Origin of the sequence: Actinospica robiniae DSM 44927 (genome assembly GCF_000504285.1) — a bacterium.
Classification (GTDB): Bacteria; Actinomycetota; Actinomycetes; order Streptomycetales; family Catenulisporaceae; genus Actinospica; species Actinospica robiniae.
Genome location: NZ_KI632511.1, coordinates 9,478,692 through 9,501,718, shown reverse-complemented (window position 1 = coordinate 9,501,718; position 23,027 = coordinate 9,478,692). Strand labels below are relative to the sequence as shown.

Below are 23,027 nucleotides of genomic sequence, written 5' to 3'. Positions count from 1 at the left end.
TCTACTCATAGTAGGTCTCTTCGCTGAGCTCTTCCATCCTCTCCGGCTCGGTGAGCAGCGCGGCGATGAGGTGGCGGCGGTCCCAGCGGCCGGCGGCCCAGGCGAGGGCGCGGGCGATGCCGTCGAAGGTGGAGGCGTGGGCGACGCCGTCGACGACGCGCCAGTAGACCTCGTCCTGGTCGTCCAGGATCAGCTCGTCGTGCTCCATGTACGTGGCCGGGGACTCCGGCATCAGTTCCCTGACGACGTCCGGAACGGGCTGCTCTTCTCCGGGCGAGGTGACCGCGCCGGTGATCGCCTCGGAGACGAGGTCCACGTCCAGCAGGTCCGCGAGCTGCACGGCGCAACGCGGCGGGACGGCGAGGTAGGGGCGGTCGCCGACCAGGGGCAGCAGGTCGGGCGCGTCGATCACCAGGACGTCGTCGGCGTCGGCGACGACGAGGGCGCCGTTCTGCCAGGCGCGCAGCCGGTCCGGCGGGGCGAGCTGGTCGGCCGGGACCTCGCTCAGCGCGTCGTAGAGCGCGGTCAGCTGGACGCCGGTGACCGGGCGCTGCGGGTCGGCGAGCCGGTCGAGGAGTTCGCCGGGACCGCCCGGGGTCGCCAGCAGCGCCGCGAGGGTCGTGCGCACGCCGAGGCCGATCAGCTCCTGCGGGTCGCGGTCCTCGGGGGCGGGGTCGTAGAGGCCTTCGAGCAGGCCGCCGCCGGTGGCGAGATCCGCGGGGCACCGGCCGTCGAGCACCGGGTGCCGGCTGAGCCACCAGGACGTGTACGACGGCAGGTGCAGCGTCCGGCCGACGCCGGGCAGCACCTTGGCGGCGGAGGTCGTGGCTTCGCGCAGGCCGGGCGAGGCCAGCAGTTCCAGCGCGCGGGGCCAGTCGGCGATCAGCTCGAGGTCGCGCACCGCGATCAGCTCGGCCACCACCGGCGGCACGTCCTGCGCCGAGCGGTCGATCATGGTCCTGATATCGTCGACCCAGTCCTCGAATCCGTCCAGGTCGAGCAGGCCCTCCTCCAGCGCGTCGGCGTCGAGCAGCACGTTCTCGGCTCGCACGACCTCGAGCGTGTCCAGCACGCCGACCGCGCGCAGCACGTCCGCGCCCCAGCGCCGCACCCAGCCCTCGTCGACGTAGCCGAACGTCTCGGGGTCGACCACGTCGGCCAACGGCGAGTGCGGGAGCACGAGCTCGCATGCGGGGCTGTAACCGGCGCGGGCGTTGAGCAGCGGCAGGTCGCCGAGTCCGAAGCGTTCGTGTGGACCGGGTTCGGCCGCGCGGACGAGGGCGAGCACGGCCTCGGCCAAGCGGCTCTGGTCATCCGGACCGGCGTCTTGTTCATAGGGAAGCAGGGAACTGTCGGAGGCCATGGCGACGCCGCGCGCGGCCACGTCGGCGAGCAGCGCGCGCGGGTAGGCCGGGCGGGCGCCGAGGCGCTCCAGCAGCGAAGAGGGGCCGTTGCCCGGGGCGAGCGCCGAGGGGTGCACGATCCGCAGGCCGAGCCGCCGGAACGAGGCCGAGAGGGAGTCATCGAGGTCTGCGACCGGGAGCAGGGTGTCCCGGGCGCCGCGCACGGTCCGGCCGTCGGCCAGCGGCACCGGGAGCGTGGCCAGGGCCTCGCGGGTGTTCGGGTCCTGACCGACGGTTCCGTACAGCGCCGCGTAGAGGCCGCCCCACCAGGCCGGTTCCCGGTCGAGGCCGGCCAGCGTCTCGGCCAGTTCGGCCGGGCTCAGCCGACGCAGCTTGAGCGCCGTCCCGGCGACCTGGTCGCGTTCCCAGCCGGCCGGGAGCAGGCCGGGCAGGACGTCGCGCAGCACGCCGACCAGCTGTTCGTCGCAGGGGTCGAGGACGACGGCGTCGCGCGGGCGCAGCGGGGCCGGGCTGCCGGCCGCCGCCGGCAGGAACGCCGTGTCGGGCAGCCGGGCGCCGATCCGGCGGCGCAGTTCGGCGTCGAGCACCCCCTCCCCCATCGGCCCGGGGACCAGGCGCAGCAGTTCCGGGGTGCGGGCGGGCCAGGACGCCACCAGGTCCGCGTACGCGGCGGCGGCGCGCTCGAGCAGGAAGTCCGTCAGCGGGCCGGGGGCGACGTGGCGGCGGGAGACCTCCAGCGGGAACGAGGCGATCAGCAGCGCGGGCAGCCCGACCGGCTCGTCGGTGGGGGTCGGGGCGTGCAGCACCGGCGCGGTGCGCAGGCGCTGCGGGGAGCCGTCCGCGTCGGCCGGCACCGCCCAGGTCAGCGACCAGCGGGGGCGGATCCGCTCTTCGACCGGACGGTCGGCGAGCAGCTCGCGGTCCAGTTCGCCCTGGGCGCCGGCCAGCCGCCAGCGGGTGGTGCGATCCCCGTCGCGCACGACGCACTCGTCCTGGGCGCTGCGATCGGCGGTCAGGGTACGCACTTCGCCGTCGACTTCGACCACGATCTCAGCGAGCTGAGTGAGGACGAGCAGCAGGGTGTCGTCGAGCTCTGTCAGCAGGCTGCGCACCAGCGCCTCGGCCGCCGCGTCGCGCAGCGGGAGCGCCACGACGGTGTCGTAACCCCACGGCGGCGTGCCCTCGGCGGGGTAGGGCAGGCGCAGCGCGGGCGCCCGGCCGCCTCGGCGGCTCAGTTCCGTGCCGAGCTCCGCGTTCTGCGCGGCGGCTTGGCGGACCTCGTCACGCGCTTGGGTGACGGAGAACCGTACGGCACCGTCGCGCGAGATCACCGACGGCGCGTCACTCACGGCCAGCACCGAGGCGAATCCGACGCCGAACCGGCCGACCGGAACCGCGTCGCCGGGCCGGTCCGCGGGCGCGTCCTCGCGCTTGGCCGACGCGCGCAGCGTGGACAGGCTCACCACCCCGGCCGCGTCCAGCGGCGCGCCGGTGTTCGCGGCGGACAGCGTCGAGCCCTGCGACGAGCTCTCGAGCGTGAAGCGCAGACGGCCCGGCACCCCGGCCCGCGCCGCGGCGTCCGCCGCGTTCTGGGCCAGTTCGACCAGCACGCGGTCCCGATAACCGCCCAGGACGAGGTCTTCCTCGAGGTTGGCGTCCTCACGGAAGCGCACGGGCGCGGCCACCCAGGACGCGAGTACCCGCTCGCGGATCGCCGCGGTGTCGAACTGATCAGTCACCAGTGGTCCCTTCACGTCCCGCGGTCCACGCGGCGGCCCGACGGTCGTGCGACAGATTACCGTCAGCCAGGGACACCGTCGCCCGCCCCGGCCGTGCGGCCGGGGCGGGCGACCGCGGCGCTACCGCTCCGAGCTGTTCTTCTGCCGCAGCTCGCGGCCGAGCACGTCCATGCCCGCGATCTGCGGCGGGACGGTGAGGCCGTACCGGTGGTGGCCGATCGTGACCGGAGACGGCGAGGCGGACTGGACGCTGTGGATGCCGCAGACCGCGGCGGCGTCGCTGACCGGCCCGGGGACCTCGGCGCTGGTCGGGATCGCACCGGCCGGGACGGGGCGCCGCGGGTGGTGCTCCAGGACCTGGCCCAGGTCGAGCGCGTGGGCGTCGCGCTCGGTGAGCGAGTTCAAGCCGAAGGTGGACTCGATCATCTTCAGCGTCGAGGTGTGCTCGAACGGCCCGTGCTTGACCACCTGGGCCGGGGCCAGGTTGGACACGACGATCGCCGGCACGCGGAACCCGAGCTGCCGGTAGTCGGGGATCGACTGCCCGTCAGTCGGAGTCGTGCCATCACCGGTGTGATCCACGTTCGCGGGGTCGGTGTCATCGGTGACGCGCGGCGGCGGGACGTGGTCGTAGAAGCCGCCCCACTCGTCGAAGGTCACCACGAGCACGGTGTTGTCCAGGTACCCGGCGTCGGCGAGCGCGTGGTAGGTGTCGGCGATGAAGCGCTCGCCGAGCCGGATGTCGGCCATGGGGTGGTCGTCGGCCGAGGTCCCGGTGGCTTCGGTGTCGAAGGCGGGGTCGATGAAGCTGACGTTGGGCAGCTCGCCCGCGGCCACGGTGTCGAGGAAGGACTTCGTGGTGATCGGGATGCCGAGCGCGTCGACGTCGCCGTCGGCGAAGGGGTGCCAGAACGGCAGGTACTTGGTGCCCCAGAGCGCCAGGAACGGGGAGTCGCGGAAGTAGTAGGCGCCGGTCGGGATGCCCTGGTCGTTGGGGATCGGGGAAAGCTGGTCCCAGATCGTCGGCATCGTCGAGATGACGCTCGAGTTGTGGTCGCGGTCGGTGCGCGCGGCGTGCTGGTAGAAGCGGTTCGGGAAGGTCTCGCCGGCGAACGAGGAGAAGTAGCGGTCGAGCACGGTGTAGTGCTGCGCGAGGGCGCCGATGACCGGAAGGTCGGGTGTGGCCTTGGGCCGGCCGTTGCGCTCGAGGTTCGTGTAGTAGCCCACCGGGAAGGTGTTGGCGCTGGCCAGGGTCACGCCGGGGTTGGGCTCTGGCGTGGTCGGACGCTGCAGGAACCCGTCCATCCGGCCGTGGTTGTGCTGGACGAGGAAGCCTTCCCAGCTGTGGTCGGGGTCGCTGTAGCCGCAGCCCTGGAAGTCGGGGGCCAGCGGGTAGTTCGGGTAGACGTTGCCGTCCGCGGCCGGGAAGCGCAGGTCGTGCCGGCCGTCGGCGCCGGGCAGCCAGCCGAGGAAGTGGTCGAATGAGCGGTTCTCCATCATCAGCACCACGACGTGCTCGATGCCGTTCGAGCCGTTCGGACGGATCGCGGGCGAGGCGCTGGCGGCCGCTCGGGCGAGCAGCTCGGGGCCGGTCACGGCCGCGAAGCCGGCCGACGCGCTCATCAGCCGCAGGTAGGTTCGACGCGTAAGCATGGATGGAAGGATCGTCCGGGGTCGTGAATGCCGGGTGGGCGGGGCATGGCGGGCCGGCGACATCGGCGCGACCTGACGGCGTGACAGCCGGGCCGGGAAGCAGGAGCGCCGACTTTTTGTTGTTCGGCTGTGGACGAACAGACGCGCGCCACCGAGGTCGTGGTGATCGGGGCCGGTCAGGCCGGTCTCTCCAGCGCCTACTTTCTGGGCCGGGCCGGGTTCGAGCCCCGCGCGGGCTACGTGGTGCTCGACGGCGATCGGGCGCCGGGCGGAGCCTGGCAGCACCGGTGGCCCTCGTTGCGCATGCAGACGGTGAACGGCATCTTCGACCTGCCCGGGATGGCCTTCGACCCGCCGTCCCCGCAGGAGCGGGCGTCGGTGGCGATCCCCCGGTACTTCGCTCAGTTCGAGGAGCACTTCGAGCTTCCGGTGCTGCGGCCGGTGAGCGTGCGCGCGGTGCGGGAAGGGGCGGACGACCGGCTGCTGGTCGAGACCGACGCCGGGACGTGGGCCGCGCGGGCCGTGATCAACGCGACCGGTACCTGGAACCGGCCGTTCTGGCCGTACTACCCGGGCCGTGAGAGCTTCCGCGGCCGCCAGTTGCACGCGGCGACGTATCCCGGCCCGGAGGAGTTCGCGGGCCGGCGGGTGGTCGTCGTGGGCGGCGGGATCACCGCGCTTCAGCTGCTCGGCGAGCTCGCGCAGGCCGGAGCCGCGACCACCTGGGTAACCCGCCGGCCGCCGGTGTTCCGCGATCAGCCCTTCACGCGCGAGTACGGGCGCGAAGTCGTGGCCATGGTGGACCGCCGCGTGCGGGCCGGACTGGTGCCGCAGAGCGTCGTCAGCGTCACCGGGCTGCCGGTGACCGAAGCAGTGCTCGAAGCCCGGCGGCAGGGGGTGCTCGACCGGCTGCCGATGTTCGACCGGATCACGCCGGACGGCGTCGCCTGGGACGAGCCGCAGGCAGGTGCGCCGGGCTTCGTCGAGGCCGACGTGATCCTGTGGTGTACCGGCTGGCGAGCGGCGCTCGATCATCTCGCGCCGCTCCACCTGCGCGCTTCCGGCGGCGGCATCGTCATGGACGGCACTCGCGTCGTCGGCGAACCCCGGCTGCACCTGGTCGGCTACGGGCCTTCGGCCAGCACGGTCGGCGCCAACCGCGCGGGACGCGACGCCGTCCGCGAGATCCGCGAGCTTCTGGCGACGCGCGTCCCCGCGCCGTTGGCAGCGTGACGGATCAGGGCAGGGTCCACTGCTGGTCCGCTCCCGCATTGCAGGCATCGATGATCACGTGCGTGCCGGAGCCGCCACCGCCGTTGTCCTCCAGGCATTTGCTCGACTGCGGGTTGATCAGCGCGCCTCCGCTCACCGGCAGCCACTTCTGCGCGCCGGTTCCATTGCATGTATAGAGGTTGACGACGGTGCCGTTGGCGCCGGCCCCGCCGGACACGTCCAGGCACTTGCCGAGCGTCTGCAGCGAGTCGTTCTGGCCTGCCGTCCACTGCTGGGCCGCGCTCTGGTTGCAGGTGAAGACCTGGATCGGGTTGCCGTCGGCGGTGGCGGCGTTGCTGTCGTCGAGGCACAAGCCCTGATATCCGGTGATCTGGCCCTGCGCCGCGATGTACGAGCCACCGCTCGGCACGTTCCAGTGCTCGCCGGCCGAGCCGTCACAGTCGTAGATCACCGTCTGCGTGCCCGAACCGCCGTTGCCGGAGTCATCAAGGCACTTACCCGACTGCGGGTTGACCAGCTGGCCGTCCTGCTGCTGCACCCAGGTCTGCGCGCCGGTGTTGTTGCAGGTGTAGATACCGACGCCGGTGCCGTTGACGGTGGCGCCGCTGGCGACGTCCAGACACATGCCGAGCACCTGGACCGTGCCGTTCGGCTCTATCGTCCACTGCTGCGCGGTGGTGTTGTTGCAGGTGTAGACCTGGACCGGATTGGAGTTCGTGGTCAAGGCGCTCCGGTCATCCAAGCACAGACCCTGATTCCCGGTGACCTGGCCGCTCGGTGGCGTGGTGGAGCCGATCATCGTCGTCGCAGTGTTCGATGTCCCGGACCCGGTGGTTACGGAGACGGTCGCGGAGCTGCCGGGCGTGACCGCCCACTGGCCGTTCGTGCCCGAGGGCGTGGGGACGGTGAAGGTGATCGCGCTGTCGCTCCAGCTGTTCACGGCGAACGTGGCGGCGTCACCGGGCGCGCCCCAGGTGGTGCCGTTGTCGCTCAATGTCAGGTAACTGCTGCCCTGGCTCGCGCCGAAGCCGCTGCCGCTGATGGTGACCTGCTGCCCGGCCGTCGCCTTGGCCGGAGAGGCGAAGGTGACCAACGGAGTGGTCGGCTCGGACAGCTGCAGCGGCGCGCCGCCGGTCTGGGTGACGGTCTCACTGCCGGAGACCGGCACCGCACCGAGCGGGACCAGCAGGGTGTGCGTGGCGGAGTCGTAAGACCACTGCGTCGTCGTGAGAGTCTGGCCGTTGACCTGCACCGAAGTCGGCTTCGATTCGTCGACCAGGTCCAGGGTGTAGCTGCGGCTGGACGGCTCGCCGGAGTACGACCCGGACGCGGCCGAGATGGTCAGCGTCGAGGCGGACGTGTTCTCGGTGTAGTTGATCGCAGTCTTCGATGACTGCCCGGACTCATAGCCCAGGCCGGTTCCGGCGTCGTCGTAGAGGGAGAACGAACCGCTGGCCCCGGCGTGCACCTGCAGCGTGATCGGCGCCGCGCCCGCGGTCTGCGCCTGGCCGGAGGAAGGCTGAAGCGGGACGATGCCGCCTTCCTTGACGAACACCGGCATCCGGCTCGTCGGGACGGTGATGGTCTGCGTCGCCGGGCCGGTGAACGTGGCGCCGGTGAAGTAGTCCTGCCAGGTGCCCGGCGGGAACCACACCGGCATCGACACGCTCGCGCCCGGCTGGGTGACCGGCGCGACAAGCACATCCGGGCCGAGGGTGTACTCAGTCGGGTTGGTGTACGCCGCGGCCTGGCTCGGATAGTTGAGGTAGAGCGCCTGGGTCATCGGCATGCCCGTGCTGCCTGCCTGCGCGGCCAGGGTGTAGAGGTACGGGACGAGTTCTTCTCGCAGCTGCATGAACTGGTCGCCGACGGCCTGGGTCGCCGCGTCGTACATCCAGGGCAGGCGCGCGTTCTGGTCGTCGTCCACGCCGTCCGAGTGCTCGCGCATGACCGGCTGGAAGGTGCCGAGCTGCAGCCAGCGCAGGTAGAGGTCGTCCGGGACGTTGCCGGCCGCGGCGGAGCCGAGGAAGCTGCCGATGTCGTCGCTGACGTAGGGCTCGCCGATGCTCCCGGCGTCCTGGGCCAGCTGGGCCTCACTGGCGAGGGTGTTCCAGGTGCCCTGGGTGTCCCCGGTGAAGGCGATGGTCGAGCGGTGCTCCGCCCACGCTCCCGTCGTGCCCGAGCCCGCCTGCGAGTTCTGCAGCGACGCGCCGATCCGGGAGAGCACGTAGCCGCGCTGGCCTTCGTTCACCATCTGCTGGGCGATCAGGTAGTTGATCCAGGAGTCGGGGGTGACGCCGGGTTCGGAGAACACGCCGCTGTTGTCGCAGCACCAGTCCAGCCAGGTGAGTCCGACAGAGTTCTGCGTCGGGTCGGCCGTGGCGAAGTAGGACTCTGCCTGGGCCACGTTCGCCCAGTCCCAGTACGCGGTGCTGCCCGAGGTCGTCAGCGTATTGCCGGCGATGTCCTGGGCCTGACTGTAGAGCGCGTCGTTGGTGGGGATCCCGGCGTGGACGTTGAGGGCCACGCTGACGTCCTGCGATTTGGCCCAGTCGGTGAACGCGGTGGAGTCCGGGAAGAGCGAGGAGTTCCACTCCCAGCCGTTCCAGGTGCTCGGGCTCTTCCAGTCCGTGTCCACCGAAAGGTCGTCGAGCGAGACTCCGTTGGCCTCGAACTGCGGCAACAGCGTGCTCTGATACGCCGCCGTCGTGTAGCCGTAGTACTGGGAGAGCCAGTTGCCGAACGCCGACTCGTCCGGCAGCGTGGCGGGCCCGGTCAGTTGGGCCAGATCGGCCAGCGCGCCGGTGTAGTTCTGCCCGTAGCCGAACAGGTATCCGTCCTCGATGTCGCCGGTCGGCCGGTTGGCCAGCCAGCCGGTCGAAGTCCACACGGCCGCCTGGGAGTCGTCGAGCAGGTACCAACCCGACTCGTCGAGCAGACCCGAGGCCATCGATGGGATGTCGGCGGCGCAGGCATCCCCGGACTGGCCACTCGCGCAGGTCGGCGTGCCGGCATCGTAGGAGCCGTTGGTCGAGTCGTACGAACGCATGTAGCCGCCGAGCGGCCTGGCCGGAACGACTGGCAGCGCGCTGCTACCCGGCGCGTTCACCGCGATGTCGTCGACGTTGACGTTGCAGCTGTCGCCGCTCGCGCACTCCACGGCGACGGTGTCAGTGCCCGCAGTCAGCGTCACCGGGACGGTGACGGTCGACCAGGTGTCCCAGCTGGCGGTGGCCGGCAAGGAGACCTGGGTACCAGTGCCGTTGACGACGAGGTGAGCGGTGCGCGTCTCGGTGTTCCCGTCGCCGCCCTTGTTGTTGGCGTAGCGGATGGTCACATCGGCTGTTCCGGCGGGAGCGCCGAGCACTCTCCAGGTCGCTTCGGCACCAGTGGCGGTCAGGCCGGCGACGAATCCGGCCGGGCTGACCGAGTTCTTATGGTCGCTGGCCATACTCGCCCCGCCGGCGAGCCCGGCCGCGCCGGACTGGCAGACCTGCCCGAACGTGCACTCCAGGCCCCAGGTCGGCGTGACGTTCGCGGAAGCGCCCGGCGGCAGCGTGCCGAGCAGCTTCATCGAAGTGTTCGTCGTGTTGAAGGGCCCTGACCCAAGCCGGTAGGTCAGCGTCAGCTGGCTGGTCGTGATCGTCAGTACATTGTTCGAGACGCTGGAAGTGAAGGCGGGCGCGGTGAAATCGCGATCGAGGATGTCGAAGGTCGGCAGGTCGAGGAAGCTCCCTGTCGTCGAGTACTCCATCCGGATCACTTCGGGCGTGAGCACCTCGAACCGCGCATCGCCCTCGACGACGGTGGCGTTGGCCACGGCCTTGCCCACGGCCAGGTTGATCGCGTTGGAGAGATTCACCGGCGAACTGTCGGAGGTGGCCGTCTGGGCGACCGCGGGGCCGGTCGGCAGAGCCAGCGCGACGACGGTGGCGGCCGCCGTCAGCGCGCCGAGGACCGGCCGGCGGCGGGAGCGGTGCAAGCGGATCGTTCGCGATATGCGCATACCGCACTCCTGGTGGGTGAGGAGCATCGTAGGTCGGAACGTCCAGCCCGCAGCCGGTGGTAACGTTCACGTGGGCGAGTGTGTATCAGAGATCTTGCATCGTCAAGGCGCGCACGCCGGTTCCGGAACGCGCCGAGCGCTCCCGGCGGAGCAGCGCCGCAGCGCGACGGCGCACCCTCCGACTCCCTTCGTGGGGTGCGCCGTCGCTGCTCGAAGCCGGGTCGGGAACTACGTCCAGGCGGGATCACGGCCGGTCAGGCCGAGGATCCGGTCCAAGGTCGGTGCGTCGGCCGGCACCGCGACCTCCGGTCCGTACAGGCCCATCTCCCGCCCCTGCGCCACTCCGGCGAGCATCGCCTCGCGCAGATGCGCGAGCAGGTCACCGGGCAGTTCCAACCGCTGCCCGGTCGCGACCGCCAGGTCCCAGCCGTGCACGGCCAACTCGCCGACGATCATGTCGCCCATGACGGACGCGGGCAGCATTTGCGGCGAGCCCATGCTCGTCTCGCCCTCCCAGGCGCTCGGCGGCGCCCACGACGAGGTGAGCTCGTCCAGCAAGGCGAGCAGGCTGCCGCGCCAGTCGCCATCCGCCAAGTCCACCTCGGACTCGGCGGCCGCCGGCTGGGGAACGGACTCTTTGCGCCCGGCGCCGGCGAGCGACGGGCCCCAGAACAGGAGGTGGTTGATCAGTGCCCGCACGTCATATTGCGTACACGGGGTCTTGTTGGCGAGCTGGTCGTCGGAGATGGTGCGGGCGATAGCGGCCACTGCCGCGGCCGCGTTGGAAACGTGAGACATGACGGCCACGCTAGGCGGCGTGGCCGGAAGGGTATTGGACAAAGGCGACGTACGCTTTGGCATGTGGATCGAGACGTTCGTGAGCTGGCGGGTGCGTGGACCAGGTATCAGCGCCACGCGATCCACGATCCGTCGCCGGCGCTCGCGCCCTGGGTGGAGCATTACTGGGAGGCTCGCTGGGACTACGCCGAGCCCTACCGGCAGAAGATCGTGCCGCGCGCGAACGTGCATCTGTCGTTCGGCCAGGGCCGAGCGGACGTCAACGGCCTGTGCAGTAGCTGCCAGATCAAGGTCCTCGAGGGCCGCGACCACGTCTTCGGCGTCGCGTTCCGGCCAGGCTGCTTCCGCCCTTTCCTCGGCGCCTCAGTCTCGACGATCACCGACCGCGTCATCCCGGCGGCCGAGGTGTTCGGCCCGGACCTGCCCACGACCCTCGACGTGCCGACCATGGATGCATTCCTGTTGAAGCACCTGCCGGACGAGGACGCCCGGGCGCAGCAGGCGGCGGCCGCGGTCGAGCTGGTCGCCGAGGACAAGACCCTGACACGGGTCGAACGCCTCGCCGATGAGCTGGGGCTGAGCATGCGAGGGCTGCAACGGCTGTTCTCGGAGTACGTCGGCATCGGGCCCAAGTGGGTGATCCGCCGCCACCGACTGCACGAGGTGACCGCACGCATGGCCGCAGGCGGCGCGATCGACTGGGCCGCGCTGGCGGCGGACCTCGGCTACGCAGACCAGGGCCACTTCATCCGCGACTTCAGGAGCATGTTCGGCGAGACACCGACCTGGTACGCGCAACGGTATTGATTAAGGTGTTGCGCACGCCCTCGCCGCATGCCATGCTCTTCGCAGACCCGGCCGCGCAGGATGCGCAGCCGACCTTCCGAAAGGGCTGAGGCCTCCCCGCAGTGTGACCGAGATTCTCGGTTCTCTTTGCCATGCCTCGTTTTCCCCCTTTCTCGAAGGATTCACCAGTGAATACTGCTGCACTGATCTCTGCCCGTATCATGGCCTCGGCCACGCGCAGAGCTCACCAGGTCATCGGCCCGTTCGTGGTCAACCTGGATCAGAACCACACCTCCGCGGCCTGGAACTACGCCATCCCGGTCGACGACGCCGAACCGACCGCGCAGGAGATCGCCGACCTCGTCGCGCATTTCCGCGCGAACGACCGCGTCCCCCGATTCGAACTGATCGCGCAGGCCGCCCCGGCCGTCGCGCCTGCCCTGGCCGCGGCCGGATTCCGGCAGGACGACTGCCTTCCGCAGATGGCTGCGACTCCCGACTACCACCTCACACCGCGTCTGCCCGCCGACGTGGTCCTGGCGCCGGCCGCCCCGGACGACGCCGAACTGCTCGCGATCGCGAACCTGCAGAACCGTGCTTACGGCGAGACCAAGCCGGCGAGCCAAGCCGACGTCGACCGTCTCCAGCGGTGCATCGCCCGCGGCGTGCTGATCGCCACGGCGCGTACCGCCGACACCGGCGAGCTCATCGGCGCCGGCCTGATCGACGTGACCGGCCCGGACGACCCGACCGGCGAACTCGCCGCCGTGGCCACGGTCGAACAGCATCGCGGCCGCGGCATCGGCGGGGCGATCAGCGCGTTCCTGACCGAGGCCGCCTTCGCCCGCGGGATGAAGCTGGTCTTCCTGGAGTGCGAGGCGAAGAACGCCGGCGTGTACCGGAAGACCGGCTTCACCGACTGCGGCGAACGGCTGTGGATGTCGCTTCCCGCCGATTGATGTCCGAACGTCGCGGGCCCTCGTCGTCGAACGGCGAGGGCCCGCGGCACGATCACCCGCGTTACGCCACCCGGTCGAGCACAGCCTGACGCAGCGCCCGGATATCAGCACCCAGTTGCGACAGAACCCTGACGGCCGCGTCCTCGTCAACGGAGAGCAGGGCGAGCAGCAGGTGCTCGGTGTCGATGTGTTCGCCGCCGAGCTCACGTGCCTGCTGGAGCGAGCGTGCGATGACCTCCTTCAGGCGCAGCGAGAAGGCCGGGCGCGGGTAGCGGAACACGCCGGGCCCGAAGGTGCTGTCGGCCCGCTGCTGGATCTCGGCGACGTCGATGCCGATCGTGGACAGCGCCTCCGCCGCCCCACCACCTGCGGTGGAAGGTGCTCCGGCCGCACGCAGCGCGGCTTCCACGGCCGCGCGCGTTCGGCCGAGTTCGACGCCGTGCGCCCGCAGCGCTTCGCTCGCCGTTCCGGCGGTCTGCGCCAACCCGAGCAGCAGATGTTCGGTGCCGACGAAGTCGGTGCCGAGCGAGTCCGCGACGTCCCTGGCGGCGACCAAAGAGCGCTTGGCCAACTCGGTGAACCGGTCGTAGACGGTGGTGACCTCAGTCATGTCCGCTCTCCTTGCCCGTGGCCTTGCGGCGCCCGGCGTGCTTCTCATGGACGGTTTGACGGCTTACCTGCAGCGCCGTGGCAATGCCCTGCCAGGACCAGCCCTGGTCCCGGGCGTTGTCGACGTGGACGCGTTCGAGTTCCTCGAGCAGTCGGCGCAGTTCGAGCACCGCGCGCAACCCGACTGCCGGGTCCTTGTCGGTCACCTGTGCTGCCAGCGCTGCCGCCGGCGTGTCATCGGCGTTCATAGTGTCAGGGTGCCTTGACACGGGCTGCGTGTCAAGACAGCCTGACATCAAAGCCGCCGAACGCCGCCTGAGTCGCACCGATCGGGCCTGATGAGAACGCGATCGTGCGGGGCCGCGTCGTCGCCTCGTCGGCATGGACAAAGTCGGCGACGAACGACTTCCGCAGGGAGAACACACCCAGCTTTCTGCGCGTCCCGCACCGCACTATTGCGGGTGATGATCGGCTGGGTGCTCGTGGGCGTGGTGGCCTGTCGGGTCGGGATGGTCGTCGGGCTGTGGGCGGCCGCTTCGCGTCGCCCGTTTTGTCTGACCACCCACCCACCCGTTACGTTGGCGAGGCGGGCTGCGGTTTCAAGACGAAAATCGCCGCTGGCAGGCCCTTCCCTCGGAGAGAGATGCCGGAGTCTGTGGGGTGCTGTTGTTGGTGGGGCGGGCTGGGGTTTGGGGTGGTGGGGTTGCGGGTGTGTGCTCTCTCCTCGGTCGGTCCCCGGAGGCAATCAGGGACCTGCCGGGAGGTCAAGCGGCGGCAGTCTCCGCTGATGGTGGGTGTGTCAACCAGATTGTGTAAGTGCGTGTTGAGTGTTCCTGCCGCTGGCTGTCAGCTCTCTGGTTTCTGATTACTGGGTGTTGGCGGGTCAGAGGGGAAGCCGGTCGCCGAATCGGATCTTGAACTGGTTCATGGCCCGGTTCCAGCCGAGGGTTCCGGTGCCGCGCAGCGTCGTGCCCTTGCCGGTGCCGTCGATGTGACGTCCTTCCAGGCGGCGGATGCCGAGGTAGATCAGCTTGACGGCGGCCTCGTCGGTCGGGAAGTGGCCGGAGGTCTTGAGCAGTTTGCGCAGCGACCGGTTCCAGGCCTCGATCGTGTTCGTCGTGTAGATCACCCGACGGATGTCCTGGTCGAAGTCCAGGAACGGGATGAACTGCTCCCAGGCGCGTTCGAAGGTGTCGATCAGGCCGGGGTAGCGCCTTCCCCAGTCCTCGCGGACCTTCTCAAGGGCTTCGAGGGCGGCGGTCTCGTTGGCCGCGGTGTAGACCGGTTTGAGCGCGGAGGCGACCTTGCGCTGGTCGGCGTAGGTCACGTAACGCATCGCGGCCCGCACGAGATGAACGACGCAGGTCTGGGTGATCGCCTGGGGCCAGACCGCGTCGATCGCCTCGGGAAGGCCCTTGAGTCCGTCGCAACACACGATCAGTGCGTCGCGCAGGCCCCGGTTCTTGAGCTGGGTGAGTACGTGCAGCCAGAACTTCGCGCCCTCGTTCTCCTGGAGCCAGAGCCCGAGCACGTTCTTGACCCCGTCGAGATCGACCCCGATCACCAGGTACGCGGACTTGTTGACCACGGCGCCCTCGTGGCGCACCTTCACCCGCAGCGCATCGATGTACAGGATCGGGTAGACCTCGTCGAGCGGGCGGTTCGCCCAGGTCTCGACCTCGGCCCCGATCACGTCGGTCACCTTCGAGACCAGGCCCGGGGAACACGAGGCGCCGTAGACCTCCTGCAGGTGGCTGCTGATATCGCGGGTGGACATGCCGCGGGCGTAGAGCGAGAGGATCATCTCGTCGATCTGCCCGATCCGGCGCGAGCCCTTGGGCACGATCACCGGTTCGAAGCTGCCGGCCCGGTCCCTGGGCACCGCGAGGTCCACCGGCCCGGCCACCGTGGAGACGGACTTCGGGTAGGACCCGTTGCGCGTGTTGCCCGACCGGCGCCCGGCGGCTTCGTTCCTCTCGTAGCCCAGGTGCTCGGTCAGCTCCGTCTGCAGCGCGCGTTCCAGCACGGCCTTGAACATCTGGTTGAGCAGCCCGCCACTGCCGTCCAGGCCCATTCCGGAGGCCTTCGCGTCCGCGACCAGCTGCCCGATCGCCTCCGAGGAGAGCGCCTCGGCCACCCGCGCCGCCGCCGCGTCCTCGCGGTAGTGCCCATCGCCTTCGGCCTCGTCACGCCGAGAGGCACGGTCCATCGAAATCGTCACTGTCGGTAACTTCCTAGTGAGGTAGAGAACCCGACAGCCAAGGTCAAGCCCATCAACTACTTACACAAGAGATTAAACACTCCCCTGATGGTCGATTTTGCATCGCGCCGCTTGACCTCCCGGCAGAACCCTGATCGGGCTTCGCCTGCCCGACCGAGGAGAGAACCCACCCCCTGAGGGGGCAGTACGAGCTGCGCTCGGGCCGAGTCCCATCCCGTGGCCCGGCCGCGCTCGATCAGGAAGAATCCTGCATCACCTTGATCCGACCATCCGCTTCCCGATTCCGCTCGAAGGCGTCGATGCTCCGGTCGCACCTGAGGTGAAATCCTGCACCGCCCCCGTGCGGTCCACCCCGATCCCAGACCTCGCTGCAGAACCCTGCACGCCGGCCGCGTTCGATGCGGAAGGATTTTGCATCGCCCTGGTGCGATCCACCCGGCGTTCACGCAATGCGCAAGATCGCGTGGCTCAGTCGCACTCCGCGGGGAACTCCTGCATCTCGTACGTGCCGACGGTGACAATGCCGTGCGGCATACAACCCGGGAGCTTCCGAACCTGCGTCGTGCGCAAGCAAGCGGGCGCATCCCTCAGTTACCTCCACCATCGCTTTCAGCCACACTCCTCCCGCCACAAGTCCGGACAACCCCCGTACGCTTCCATGCTAGACGCCACCACCGACAAAAGCCGTGTATCTGGCCTTTGCTGGATAAGGAATATTCCGGAGATTTCTGGGGAACCCGGGCGGGCTCCCCGGCGTTGAAGGGGTAGAGAAGAAAAGAGCGGCCCAGAACGGCGATGCTGAATTCGACGTCAGACGTGGCCAGGCCACGGGCTTCTTCGCGCGGATCGGGGACCGGGATGGTCGGATCGCGGTGATGCAGAATCCTTCCGCACCGAGCGCGACCGGGCCACGGGCCGGGACCCGGGCCCGAGCACAGCTCACACCATTCCCCCAGGGGGTGGGCTCCAATGTCGTTCGGTTCAAACGGGCATGCCGCGCCGCACGCAACGCGGCGCGCGTAATGACCAAGGGGCATCGGCGCACGTCAACCGCTGCAGCGCACGCAGGCTACTGGTCGCTTGCCGCCAGAGCCGGCTACACAGCGGTAGTCAGCCACTGACGAACGCGTTAACGATCGAACATAGCCATCGACGCAGTTCATCGGCACTGCACCAACGATCATGGAACTGAACCGAACGGCATTGGGGTGGGCTCTCTCCTCGGTCGGGCAGGCGAAGCCCGATCAGGGTTCTGCCGGGAGGTCAAGCGGCGCCCTGCAGAATCCGCCAGGCGGTTTCCAGTGATGGTTGCGAACTTCTCGTTGAGAGGTTTCGTACGTGCCCAATCCGACTGGGATACCCGTTGCGCGCGAGGTCAAGTACCGGTTCTTCGAGCTCATCCATTCGGGCTATACCCAAAGGCAGGCGGCAGCGGCGGCCGGAGTATCCGAAAGCGCCGGCTGCCGCTGGCTCCAGCACGCTGGTGGGGTGAGCATCGATGAACCAGCCCGGGTCTCAGCCCGTTTCCTCTCACTCCAAGACCGGATCGTGATCGCCGACGGCACCCGTGCACGCCGCCCCAAACCGCTGATCGCCGAGGCGATCGGCAAGAGCGTCGCGACCGTCTACCGCGAGATCGAGCGCAACAGCAGACCCAACGGGGTCTATGACCCCTACTACGCCCACAACCAGGCCTACCTCGCCCGACGCCGCGACCGCCCGGCCAAGATCGAAGCGAACGAGCCCCTGCGCGAACAGGTACACGCACTCCTCGCGGCCGGCTGGTCGCCCGGCCAGATCGCCGGACACCTCGCCGCCGCCCACCCCGACCAGTGGCACCAGCGCGCCTGCGCCGAGAGCATCTACCAGGCCTACTACGCCGGCCTGGTCGGGGAGAAGAAAGCGAAACTACGCACCGGGCGCCGCCTGCGCACACCCCACACACGCGCCAAACCCGGCCACGCCGGCCCGATACCCCACATGACCTCGATACGCCAGCGCCCCGCCGCCGCCGACGACCGCTCCGAACCCGGCCACTGGGAAGGCGACCTGATCATCGGCAAGCACCAGCGCTCCCAGATCGGCACCCTCGTGTGCCGCCACACCCGCTACCTCAGACTCATCCACCTGCCCCACCGGCGCACCGGCGAGACGATGCGCGACGCCCTCGTCGCCCAACTCGCCGACCTGCCCGCCCAGATCCTCAAATCACTCACCTGGGACCAGGGCTCCGAAATGGCCCGCCACCGCGAGACCACCGAGCTGACCGGCATGCCCGTGTTCTTCTGCGACCCCCACTCACCCTGGCAGCGGCCGACCAACGAGAACACCAACGGCCTCCTACGCCAGTACTTCCCCAAGAGCACCGACCTCTCCCGCCACACCCTCGAAGACCTCCGCCACGTCGAACACCTCCTCAACACCCGCCCCCGCCGCGTCCTCGAATGGGCTACCCCGGAAGAACGCATGGCACAATGGATCCCCAGACAACACACCACCTTGATTCGCAACCACTGACAGACACCGCGCCAGCAGCGGAAACCACCGCCGCTTGACCTCCCGGCAGGTCCCTGATTGCCTCCGGGGACCAACCGAGGAGAGAACACACCCCCGCAACCCCACCACCCCCAACGTCAACCCGCCCCACCAACCACACCACCCCACGGACTCCGGCATCTCTCTCCGAGAGAAGGGCCCACGCCGGAGGCGAAAGCTTGAAACCCCAGCCCACCCCGCCCACGCAACGGGTGGGCGGGTGGAAACGAACCCGGGCGACGCGAAGCAGCCGCCCACACCCCGACGACCACCACATTGACCCGACAAGCCACCCCAGCCCCCATACCAGCCCCGATGGCCCTACGCAGTCAAGCTCTTCCTATCAGCCGCGGTCGGCGCGATCTCGCCGGAGCCGCGGACGAGCAGGCGGGTGAGCAGGACGAGGTCGCGCGGCGCGGAGGTGTCGCCGTCGATCCGGGCGAAGAGCAGCTGGGCCGCCGTGGCGCCGAGGGCGGCCGGATCCTGGGCGACCACGGTGACGGCCGGGGTCATCCGATCAGCCAGAGCGAAGTCGTCGAAGCCGACCATCGCTATCCGGCCGGCACTCGGGCCGAGGCCGCCGAGTGCGCCGACGGACATCAGGTCATTGCTGGTGAAGACGGCCGTAGGCGGATCCTGCGCCGCCATCAGCCGCGCGACCGCGGCTGCCGCGTCCTCGCGCGTGCGCAGGCCGTGCCGGATCAGGTTAGGATCCGGGGTCAGGCCGGCGGCTGCGAGGGCGTCGCAGAACCCGGTGAAGCGCTGCTTGACGGTCCAGATCTCCGGGCGGTCGCCGAGATAGCCGATGCGGCGGTGCCCGTGCGCGAGCAGGTGCCCGGTCGCCCGCATCGCGCCGTCTCGGTTGTCCACCGCGACCGTGTCCACCCGCAGCTGGTCGGCCGGCCGGTCCACGCACACCACTTTGGTGCCGCGATCCAGCGCGGCACGCAGGAACCGGTGGCTTCCCGCCACCGGCACCAGGATCAGCCCGTCCACCCGCCGGGCGCAGAACGCCTGCACGGCCTCGCGCTCGCGCCGCAGGTCGTCGCCTGAGCTGGCGATCAGCACGAGCGAGCCGCGCAGCCTCGCCTGGTCTTCGACGGCGCGGGCCAGAGCGGCGAAGAACGGGTTGGCCAGGTCGTCCACGAGCAGGCCCACCGTCTGCGTGCCGGTGGCACCGCGGCGCAGGTTCCGTGCCATGTCATTGCGCTGATAGCCGATAGCCCGGATGGCCAGCTCCACCCGCGCGGCCGTGTCCGGCAGCACCCCCGGCTCGCCGTTGACCACCCGCGAGACGGTCATCACGCTGACCCCCGCCTGCCGCGCCACATCCCGCATCGTCGGGAGCCGGCTCGCGCGCTCCATCACGGCGTGAACGTTACCACGGTGCGTCGCGCCATGTCAGAGCTCAGCCATCGGCTGCGCGCCACGCGGAGCGAATCAGCTCACTGCGTCCCGAAGCCGTCGCGCAGCTCGGCCAGGATCCGGGCGATGGTCCGGCAGACGTGCATCTGCGAGGCTCCGAGGTCGTTGCCGATCTCCAGCTGGGTCAGCCCGCGGAAGTAGCGCAGCAGCAGGATTCTCTTGTCCTGCTCGCCCAATCCGCGCACCAGGGTCTTGAGCACCTCGTGGTCGATCATCCGGTCGTAGCCCGGATCGTCCCGGCCGATGAGGTCGCCGACGGTCGTCCCGTCCGCCTCGGCTCCGACCTCGCGGTCGAGCGACGAGACACTGTAGGCGGAGGAGGCGTCGAAAGCCTCGATGACCTCGTCCGCGCCGACGCCGACCCGCTCGGCCAACTCCCGGATGGTCGCGTCCCGGCCGAGTTCGTTGCTCAGCTCCGCGACCGCCCGATGCAGTGCCAAGGTCAGCTCCTGCATCCGCCGCGGCGCTGGTAGCGGGCCGCCAAGCGCCGGGCGTCGCCCATGTGGTCCGCGATGAGCCGTTCGCGGGCCGACTCGCGCTCGACCCCTATCGGCAGGCCGGCCATACTGCGCAGGCGCCCGAGTCACCGCTCGCCGTGCTTTCAAACCCCTGAGTCTCCCGCTTTCTCAGAATACTTCGATCTCGTCCGGCCCATAGGCCTCGACCCACGCGGAGCGCAGGCGGCCGAGCGCCTCCCGGACCGTGCGGGAACGGGAGATCGCGCCCAGGCAGACCCGCTCGATCTCCCCTTCCACCGCGTCGATCTCGGTGCGCAGCCGCTCGAGATCGTCCGACGCGTCGCTGGGCGTGCGCCGGATCCGGGCCCGATCCCAGACCTCCTCGAAGGACCCCAGCAGCAGGGTACGGGCCCGCTCCAGCTCATGCATCCAGGCCTCGGACACGATGTCCTCCGCCACCGCCGCGACCTGCTGCGCGGCGACCTCGTCGAGCGTGCGCAGGTAGACGCGCTCCGCCTCCAAGGCGCGGCCGTGCTCCCCATCCGACGTCATTGTCGTTCCCCCCGGGCTGTGCGGCCGTCGCTACGCCCGGCGCACAGTTGCCCGTTCCGCAACTATGAAACATCCGATGTGCCGGAGTGGCCGGCCCCGGCTCACGCGCCGTCAGCCGCCGGGTCCCGCCAGCTGTGCTCCGGCGCGTAGCCCAGCAGCCGGCGGGCCTTGTCGATGCCCAGCAGCGTCTCGTGCTCGCTCACGGGCCGGCTCAGCGGCACGTCCGGGAAGCAGGCCGCGAGCAGTTCGGCGTTGGGCGTCTCCATGACCGTGTCCGGGCTGGCGATGATGAAGATCTCGGCGCCCTTCTCCTGGTAGTCCAGCGCCCGGCGCACGGCCTGAGCGCCGTCCCGGCCGTCGATGTAGCTCCACAGGTTCCACTTGCGCAGCTGCGGATCGTGCTGCATCGCCGGGAACTTCGCATAGTCCTGCGGGTCCATCACGTTGGAGAAGCGCAGGCCGACCATCGTGAGTTCCGGCTCCCAGCGGCACAGCTGACGGGCCATCTCCTCCTCGAGGGTCTTGCACAGCGAGTACGAGCTGTTCGGCCGCGGCGCGTACTCCTCGTCCACGGGCACGTACGGCGGCGGCACGTCGAACGGAAGGCCGAGCACCGTCTCGCTCGACGCCCACACGATCGTGCGCACTCCCGCCCGCACCGCGGCCGTGAAGACGTTGTAGGTGCAGGCCATGTTGGAGTGGAACGTCACCGCGTCCGGCCGCAGGCCGGGGGCCGGGATCGCCGCGAGGTGCACGACCGCGTCGAAGCCGCCGCCGATCTCGTCCACCCCGGTCAGCGCGCCGAGCGTCTGCCCGAAGTCGGACAGGTCGACCGCGACCGCCCGCTCACCTTCCTGCGGCCTCGCCTGCATGTCGAGGCCGACCACGTCCCAGCCGGCCTGTACCAGCTCACGCACCACATGCCTACCGAGCTTGCCGCTGCTCCCGGTAACCGCCACCTTTGGCATTTCGCCACTCCCGCCTTATCCGCCGCGTACCGTCAACTGGCTACCGTATCAAGGTACGGGCGCCAGCCGCCGAGGCCGGTCACGTCCACGGCGCCGGCGGGAACCGGGCCGTGGGCGATGAAACCGAGGACGCGGGTACCGTCGGCCATGGTGACGGCGGCGAACCCGAGCGGCGGCGGTACGGTCCCCAGCAGGGCGGCGGCCGACTGCTGTGTCAGCTGCCAGATCTCAGCCGGGATACCCCGGCCGTCTTCTGGTGGCTCCGCCTCACCGATCGGATAGAGGCCGGGGCGCGGCGGCTCGGTGTCGGGGATGCGGTAGAGGCGGTAGTCCGGCGCGGTCCTGGTGCGACGGATCAGTTGGGCGCCAAGCGTGAGCAGCTGGCTGTTCAGCGGCAGCCCGGACAGGTGGGCGCCGACGACGGCGATGCGGGTGAACCCGGCGGGCAGCGGGCTCTCGGGGGTGGCGCGGCCCTCACCGGTCCAGGCCGCGGCCAGGTCGAGCAGCTGCTCGTCCGCGAACGTCGGCCCGATCAGTTGAACGCCGAACGGCAGCCCGTCCGCGCGTCGGCCGGCCGGGACGGCGATGGCACACAGATCGAGCAGGTTCACAAAGTTCGTATAGGTGCCGAGCCGGCCATTGACCCCGACCGGGTCGGCGGCGACCTCGGCGAGGGTCGGGTGGCCCGGGGTGACCGGCAGCAGGAGCGCGTCGGCTACGTCCCAGACGTGCTCGGTTGCGCGCCTCAACCGCGCGAGCTCGTCGAAGCCTGCGAACGTGGCGGCCCCGCCGATCGCCTCCGCGCCCGCCAGGACGCGTCGCACGGTCGGGTCGAGGTCTGGGTGGTCGAGGCCCGGCTCCCCCAGTATCGGGGCGATCGCGTGCCAGCGTTCGGCGAGCCACGGCCCTTGGTAAAGCAGGCGCGCGGCTTCGAGGAAGGGCTCGATGTCGACCTCGACGAGGTAGTCGGCCACCTCTCGCGCATGCCGGAGCGCCGCGTCCCATGCCGTCCGGTGCTCGGCGTCCAGGTCGAGCGCGCCGGCGGGGACCGCGATGACGCCGGGCGTGGCGGCGAGGTGCGGGCGATGTGGCGGCATCCGGCGGGAGTAGGGGTCGGCGGGATCGAACGCGGCGACTGCCCGGAACGCTGCGCGAGCACGATCGACCGAACGAGTGAAGATGCTGACGCAGTCGAGGGAACGGCAGGCCGGGACGACACCGGTGGTGGAGATCAGACCACGCGAGGGCTTGAGACCGACGATCCCGTTGAACGCGGCCGGAACCCGCCCTGAGCCAGCCGTGTCGGTGCCCAGCGCGAGGTCGACCTGGCCGGAGGCGACCGCCACGGCGCTTCCGGAGCTGCTTCCGCCGGAGACGTGCGTCGGATGGCCGGCGGCGTGGCAGGCGCCGTAGGGGCTGCGCGTGCCGACGAGCCCGGTGGCGAACTGGTCGAGGTTCGTCTTCCCGGCGGGCACGGCACCGGCCTGGATCAGGCGTCGTACGGCGGTGGCCGTGCCAACGGCCGGTCTGCCGGCGCGCTCGCGGAACGCGGCTGTCGTGGGAACGCCGGCGATGTCGATGTTGTCCTTGATGGCGAACGAGAGGCCCGCCAAGGGAAGATCGCCCGCTTCGTCCGTTCGAGTGAGCTCCCGAGCGACGAATCGGGCGGACTCCTCCTCGGTGAAGCGCCGGATCCATTCGGTGCCGGACGTCTCTTCCAT

17 protein-coding genes are annotated in these 23,027 nt (G+C 70.0%); 4 read left to right on the top strand and 13 right to left on the bottom strand.

The genetic code is table 11. The features are described from left to right. Window position 1: 1 nt before the first annotated feature. Both ACTRO_RS40730 and ACTRO_RS40725 read right to left on the bottom strand, forming a co-directional pair. Complete coding sequence (locus ACTRO_RS40730; protein WP_211244595.1) at window positions 2-3,103, bottom strand: sacsin N-terminal ATP-binding-like domain-containing protein; 3,102 nt, start codon at window positions 3,101-3,103, stop codon at window positions 2-4. A 120-nt stretch (window positions 3,104-3,223) separates the two neighbouring features. Beyond that, the gene (locus tag ACTRO_RS40725) at window positions 3,224-4,756 is read right to left on the bottom strand and encodes an alkaline phosphatase family protein (RefSeq protein ID WP_169740025.1); all 1,533 of its coding nucleotides are present in this window, start codon (window positions 4,754-4,756) and stop codon (window positions 3,224-3,226) included. A gap of 129 nt (window positions 4,757-4,885) precedes the next feature. Here ACTRO_RS40725 and ACTRO_RS40720 point away from each other — a divergent pair, with 129 nt between their 5' ends. Further along, window positions 4,886-5,989, top strand: a complete 1,104-nt coding sequence (locus ACTRO_RS40720) for an NAD(P)-binding domain-containing protein (protein ID WP_034271818.1) — start codon at window positions 4,886-4,888, stop codon at window positions 5,987-5,989. Between the two features lie 4 nt (window positions 5,990-5,993). Here ACTRO_RS40720 and ACTRO_RS40715 read toward each other — a convergent pair whose 3' ends face one another. Next, window positions 5,994-9,995: a ricin-type beta-trefoil lectin domain protein gene (locus ACTRO_RS40715; RefSeq protein WP_169740024.1), complete on the bottom strand. Its 4,002-nt coding sequence runs from the start codon at window positions 9,993-9,995 to the stop codon at window positions 5,994-5,996. A 228-nt stretch (window positions 9,996-10,223) separates the two neighbouring features. Beyond that, window positions 10,224-10,793, bottom strand: a complete 570-nt coding sequence (locus tag ACTRO_RS40710) for a TIGR03086 family metal-binding protein (RefSeq protein WP_084316913.1) — start codon at window positions 10,791-10,793, stop codon at window positions 10,224-10,226. A 120-nt stretch (window positions 10,794-10,913) separates the two neighbouring features. On the opposite strand from ACTRO_RS40710, the gene ACTRO_RS40705 reads away from it, so the two are divergent. Both ACTRO_RS40705 and ACTRO_RS40700 read left to right on the top strand, forming a co-directional pair. Further along, the gene (locus ACTRO_RS40705) at window positions 10,914-11,600 is read left to right on the top strand and encodes an AraC family transcriptional regulator (RefSeq protein WP_425394899.1); all 687 of its coding nucleotides are present in this window, start codon (window positions 10,914-10,916) and stop codon (window positions 11,598-11,600) included. 167 nt (window positions 11,601-11,767) lie between these two features. Next, window positions 11,768-12,538, top strand: a complete 771-nt coding sequence (locus ACTRO_RS40700) for a GNAT family N-acetyltransferase (protein WP_063628163.1) — start codon at window positions 11,768-11,770, stop codon at window positions 12,536-12,538. A 61-nt stretch (window positions 12,539-12,599) separates the two neighbouring features. Here ACTRO_RS40700 and ACTRO_RS40695 read toward each other — a convergent pair whose 3' ends face one another. From ACTRO_RS40695 to ACTRO_RS40685, 4 genes are all read right to left on the bottom strand, one after another. After that, window positions 12,600-13,148 carry a Clp protease N-terminal domain-containing protein gene (locus tag ACTRO_RS40695; RefSeq protein ID WP_034271812.1) on the bottom strand — a complete coding sequence of 183 codons (549 nt, stop codon included), beginning with the start codon at window positions 13,146-13,148 and terminating at the stop codon, window positions 12,600-12,602. Next, complete coding sequence (locus tag ACTRO_RS40690) at window positions 13,141-13,395, bottom strand: hypothetical protein (protein ID WP_051452161.1); 255 nt, start codon at window positions 13,393-13,395, stop codon at window positions 13,141-13,143. Before ACTRO_RS40690 ends, ACTRO_RS40695 begins: the two co-directional genes overlap by 8 nt. A gap of 31 nt (window positions 13,396-13,426) precedes the next feature. Next, a complete protein-coding gene (locus ACTRO_RS47835; protein ID WP_157436724.1) occupies window positions 13,427-13,570 on the bottom strand; it encodes a hypothetical protein in 144 nt (47 codons plus the stop codon). A 460-nt stretch (window positions 13,571-14,030) separates the two neighbouring features. Then, window positions 14,031-15,284 carry an IS256 family transposase gene (locus ACTRO_RS40685; protein WP_034276495.1) on the bottom strand — a complete coding sequence of 418 codons (1,254 nt, stop codon included), beginning with the start codon at window positions 15,282-15,284 and terminating at the stop codon, window positions 14,031-14,033. Between the two features lie 1,422 nt (window positions 15,285-16,706). On the opposite strand from ACTRO_RS40685, the gene ACTRO_RS40680 reads away from it, so the two are divergent. Then, window positions 16,707-17,885: an IS30 family transposase gene (locus ACTRO_RS40680; protein ID WP_051450572.1), complete on the top strand. Its 1,179-nt coding sequence runs from the start codon at window positions 16,707-16,709 to the stop codon at window positions 17,883-17,885. Window positions 17,886-18,224: 339 nt separating this feature from the next. On the opposite strand, the gene ACTRO_RS40675 is transcribed toward ACTRO_RS40680, so the two are convergent. The 5 genes from ACTRO_RS40675 to atzF all read right to left on the bottom strand — a co-directional run bounded on the left by ACTRO_RS40675 (window position 18,225) and on the right by atzF (window position 23,027). Continuing rightward, window positions 18,225-19,268 (bottom strand): LacI family DNA-binding transcriptional regulator, encoded by a 1,044-nt coding sequence (locus ACTRO_RS40675; RefSeq protein WP_245594727.1) that lies wholly within the window; start codon window positions 19,266-19,268, stop codon window positions 18,225-18,227. 80 nt (window positions 19,269-19,348) lie between these two features. Continuing rightward, window positions 19,349-19,768, bottom strand: a complete 420-nt coding sequence (locus tag ACTRO_RS40670) for a sigma-70 family RNA polymerase sigma factor (protein ID WP_051452160.1) — start codon at window positions 19,766-19,768, stop codon at window positions 19,349-19,351. Window positions 19,769-19,954: 186 nt separating this feature from the next. Next, window positions 19,955-20,338 (bottom strand): hypothetical protein, encoded by a 384-nt coding sequence (locus ACTRO_RS40665; RefSeq protein ID WP_157436723.1) that lies wholly within the window; start codon window positions 20,336-20,338, stop codon window positions 19,955-19,957. Between the two features lie 101 nt (window positions 20,339-20,439). Then, window positions 20,440-21,306, bottom strand: coding sequence for an NAD-dependent epimerase/dehydratase family protein (locus tag ACTRO_RS40660; RefSeq protein WP_034271808.1), 867 nt, complete (start codon window positions 21,304-21,306; stop codon window positions 20,440-20,442). A 32-nt stretch (window positions 21,307-21,338) separates the two neighbouring features. Further along, entirely contained in the window at window positions 21,339-23,027 is a 1,689-nt protein-coding gene (gene atzF, locus ACTRO_RS40655) for an allophanate hydrolase (RefSeq protein WP_034271806.1), read from the bottom strand.